Raw genomic sequence first — 4,379 nt, 5'->3', positions numbered from 1 at the left:
GTTTATGAGATGGATTTTGAATTTTTGAAGGAGATTACTTCCGAAATTCAGGAATTCGGAAATACGGTATTTTATGATATTACGACCAAACCTCCGGGAACGATTGAGTGGGAATGATTTGGAGTTATATGGAGTGCAATAACCGTGTTATTGCAAAACGACGAAGTCGTTTCCTAAAAGTGGATAAAAATATCACGGATTTTTCACTCTAAAATTATTTCTCTCTCTTCTTCAAAATCTCTTCTTCGATGCTTTTCGGAACAGGTTTATACTCACTGAATTCCATGGTGAAATCTGCTTTACCCTGACTTACCGATCTGAATTGTGTAGCGAGTCCGAAAGTCTCTGATAGCGGCATTTCCGAATCGATACGCGTAAAGTGATTGTCTATAACTGTATCAGAAACGATACCTCTATTTTGATTGATAATAGCCATTATATTCCCGCGAAATTCAGACGGAGTTTCTATAGAAACCTTCATTATCGGTTCCAGGATAATCGGTTTGGCTTTGAAGTAATTTTGTCTGAAGGCAGTTCTGGTAGCGATCTCAAAGGCAAGTTGCGAAGAATCCACTTCGTGGAAGGCACCATCGTCCAAAGTCATCTTTACGCCCACGACTGGGAATCCTGCAAGTCCGCCTTTTTCCAATACTGATAAAAATCCCTTTTCACAACCGGGAATATATTGAGATGGAATATTGCCACCGCGAATCTTATTCCGGAAGATATTCTCATCTTTTTCGGAGTGTGTTAATATTCCTTTTATCCGGGCAAATTGTCCTCGTCCACCGGATTGTTTCTTATGAATATGATCAAATTCGACGGCTTTTGTTATGGTTTCTCGATACGAAACTTGCGGTTCGCAGACTTCCAGATTCACACCATATTCTCTTCTCATTCTCTCGATGTAAACATTCAAATGCAATTCACCCATTCCCAGCACGATCGTTTCATTGGTTTCCTCATCGACATTAGATTTGAAGGTCGGATCTTCTTTTGTGAATCTTGCCAGAGCCTTGGCAAGATTATCCTGATCTTTACTGTCTTTGATACTGAGAGCAAGAGATATAATTGGTTTCGGAAGATATGATTCACGCATTGTATAATGAATATTTCCGCTGTAAAAAGTATCGCCCAAAGCACAATCAACACCGAACAAAGCTACTATATCACCAGCTCTCGCACTTTTGATATCTTCCATATTATCAGCGTGCATTTTTACGAGTCGTCCAACTTTAATTTTGTTTCCTGTTCTGGCATTTACCAGGTCGAAACCTTTGGAAATCGAGCCTTGATAAATCCGTAAATATGTCAACTGTCCGTATTGCTGATTTTCCAATTTGAACGATAAAGCAACCGTTGGAAGTTCGGGATCGGATGATAGTTTAATATCTCTCATATTATCGTTTTTATCATGAGCGATATTAATGCTTTCGGTTGGATCTGGAAGATAGCGGACAGCCGCATCGAGAAGCAATTGTACACCTTTATTCTTGAAAGCCGAACCAATGAAAACAGGGATCATCTGCCTGGAAATCGTTCCGATCCTGACAGCTTCGATGATCATCTCTTCGGTTTCATTTCCTTCTAAAAAAGCTTCTGCCAGTTCATCGCTGAACATGGAGGCTGCGTCTATCATCTGCTCACGCATTTCACAAGCTTTAACTTTATATTCTATAGGAATTTCGGTTTCCATTACCTGCTCACCTTTGGATCCGGTAAAATATCTGGCTTTGCAGGAAATCAGATCTATTATTCCTTCAAAATCTTCTTCCAAACCGATTGGCATCTGCATTAGAACTGCATTATGATCCAACTTCTCACAAAGTTGATCCGTAACTTTTTCGGGATCTGCTCCAACTCTGTCTAATTTGTTGATGAAGGCAATATGCGGAACTTTGTAGCGTTTCAATTGCCTGTCCACAGTGATCGATTGAGATTGAACTCCGCTGACAGCACAAAGAACCAGAATTGCTCCATCCAAAACGCGAAGTGCATTCTCTACTTCTATCGTAAAATCGACATGTCCGGGAGTATCGATAATATTCAGGTTGTGATCTTTCCAGATTACATTGGTGGCAGCAGATGTGATTGTGATTCCACGCTCTTTTTCCAGTTCCATCGAATCCATCGTTGCACCTACACCGTCTTTTCCGCGAACTTCTCCGATCCTGTAAATTTTATTGCAATAATATAATATTCGTTCTGTTAATGTTGTTTTACCGGAATCTATGTGCGCACTGATGCCGATATTTCTTAATTTTTTAATATCCATTTTTCCTCATTTCCTCTTCCTTCTACTTCTACCGAAATCAGACTTTCCCTTTTTCTCTTCTGGTTTTGCTTTTACAACCAAAGGTTTGTCATTTCTTCCCATTTTTCTAAAAACTTTTATGATCTCTTCCGCTTCAGCAAAAGGAACATTAGCAAAGGAAAAATTATCATAAACTTTTATATCTCGAATCAGCCGAAAATTGATCCCGGCTTCTTTTTTTATCAGATCTGCCAGTTTCCTTTTCGTCATCTTGTCTTTATTTCCCAAAGCAATAAATAAGCGAGTTGTTCCTTTTGTGTCAGGGGAAAAATTATCTGAGCGAGCTTTCACATCTTTGATTTTCGCATATTTTTCAGGAGAAAATTCGTTTCTATAGGCATGGGTAAGAATTGCTGCAATTAACTCGTCCGGTTTGTGTTCTCCCAGGAGTTCGTAGGCAATGGGCAAATTGTCGTCAAAAGATTTCGTTTCGATGATCTCACTGATCTCATCTATTATGCGTTTTCGCTTCATACTTATTAGTTGTTTTATTTTTGGAATCTTCTCTTTTCGTATTTCTGCTTTTGCCGTTTTCTGGATATGCATCAGTTTTCGATACTCCGATGGTGTGATGAAGGTGATGGCAGTTCCGCTTTTTCCGGCTCTTCCGGTTCTGCCGATGCGATGAACATAAGAATCCGGATCTTGAGGAATAGAGTAGTTCAAAACATGCGTAAGGTCTTGAATATCAATTCCGCGAGCAGCAACATCTGTGGCAGCGAGAATACTGATCCTTTTCTTCTTGAACTGATCCAGAATTCTTTCCCTTTGATTTTGAGAAATATCTCCGTGCAGTGCTGCTGCGTCGTAACCTCTATCAGAAAGAGCATTTCCCAGATGTTGTGCTTTCAGTTTCGTTCTGCAGAAGATGAGAGCATAAAATTCTTTTTCGATGTCTATGATGCGGCATAAAGCTTCAAATTTGTCGGATGAATTTACTTCAAAGTATATTTGATCCGTCAAATCTACGGTAAGCCTTTCAGCAGGAACTTTAACTTCCTCGAACTTACCCATAAATTTCTGGGCGAGTTTAACAATTCTTGTCGGCATTGTCGCGGAAAAAAGCAGCATTCTCTTGTCCTCATTAGTTTGAGAGATAATCTTTTCGATATCTTCGATAAATCCCATATTCAGCATTTCATCTGCTTCGTCGAGTACAAGGTAAGAAAGTTGGTCTATCCTTAAAGTTTTCCGTTGGAGATGATCCAATATTCTGCCGGGAGTTCCGACTACGATCTCGACACCCTTTTTCAATCTTCGCAGTTGTCCATCTATTGATTGTCCGCCATAAACCGGTAGAATTCCGATACCACGATCTGTCCGGAACGAAGCCATCTCTTTCGAAACCTGGATTGCCAATTCCCGTGTAGGTGTCAAAACCAATACTTGCGTAAAACCGGTATTTTCCATATTTTCGATAATTGGTAATCCGAAAGCTGCGGTTTTGCCGGTTCCGGTTTGTGCTTGTCCGATGATATCTTTTTCGTTTTTTAATAATAACGGGATTGTTAAAATTTGTATCTGAGATGGTTTTTCAAACCCCTTTTGTTTAATAATTTCCAAAATTTCGTTTGAAAGTCCCAGATCATCAAAGTTATGTGTTTTTTCCATATTATTCCTTTATTTATCGCACCCGTCCTCCGTAGCAGTGCAACTGCGGAGGGTGGAAAGACGCAAAGAATTTTTTTTTCTTTTCTCCTTCATAATTGAATATTCCTTGTTCGATACTAGTAAGCCTTTGGCTTATTGGATATTTTTTCTTATGATTTATCCTACAACGAAGTTTGGAAAATACAAAATGTCACAGGAATTTCTTAACCATTAAAAAGGGCTGTCTGAAAGAAAGCTTTGTGGATTTTTTAAAAATCGAAGTAATTTTAAAACAAAAAAACAATCATTAGCTACTTTATTTCATTATAAACCAAAAATCAAGATTGCAACAATTTCAAAGAAACTTATAGAACAAACATATGATTTGTTAATTTATTTAGGTTTTTATCCAAGATTCATAAAACCTACTAAACAAAGAAAACATGAAAATATGATGTATGGTCTAGTATTAGAT

3 protein-coding genes are annotated in these 4,379 nt (G+C 38.5%); 1 reads left to right on the top strand and 2 read right to left on the bottom strand.

All coding sequences use genetic code 11. From position 1 onward, the window contains the following. Positions 1-117 (top strand): hypothetical protein (locus ENL20_08390; GenBank protein ID HHE38574.1); only part of this gene is annotated, 117 nt, incomplete at its 5' end. A gap of 97 nt (positions 118-214) precedes the next feature. Here the strand turns inward: ENL20_08390 and ENL20_08385 are convergent. Both ENL20_08385 and ENL20_08380 read right to left on the bottom strand, forming a co-directional pair. After that, on the bottom strand, positions 215-2,275 hold the full coding sequence (locus ENL20_08385) for an elongation factor G (GenBank protein ID HHE38573.1): 2,061 nt from the start codon (positions 2,273-2,275) through the stop codon (positions 215-217). 6 nt (positions 2,276-2,281) lie between these two features. Beyond that, complete coding sequence (locus ENL20_08380) at positions 2,282-3,925, bottom strand: DEAD/DEAH box helicase (protein ID HHE38572.1); 1,644 nt, start codon at positions 3,923-3,925, stop codon at positions 2,282-2,284. Between the last annotated feature and the right edge of the window lie 454 nt (positions 3,926-4,379).

The sequence above is a fragment of the Candidatus Cloacimonadota bacterium genome (assembly GCA_011372345.1).
In the GTDB taxonomy this organism is placed as follows: Bacteria; Cloacimonadota; Cloacimonadia; order Cloacimonadales; family TCS61; genus DRTC01.
This window is presented reverse-complemented; position numbering and strand designations above follow the sequence as displayed.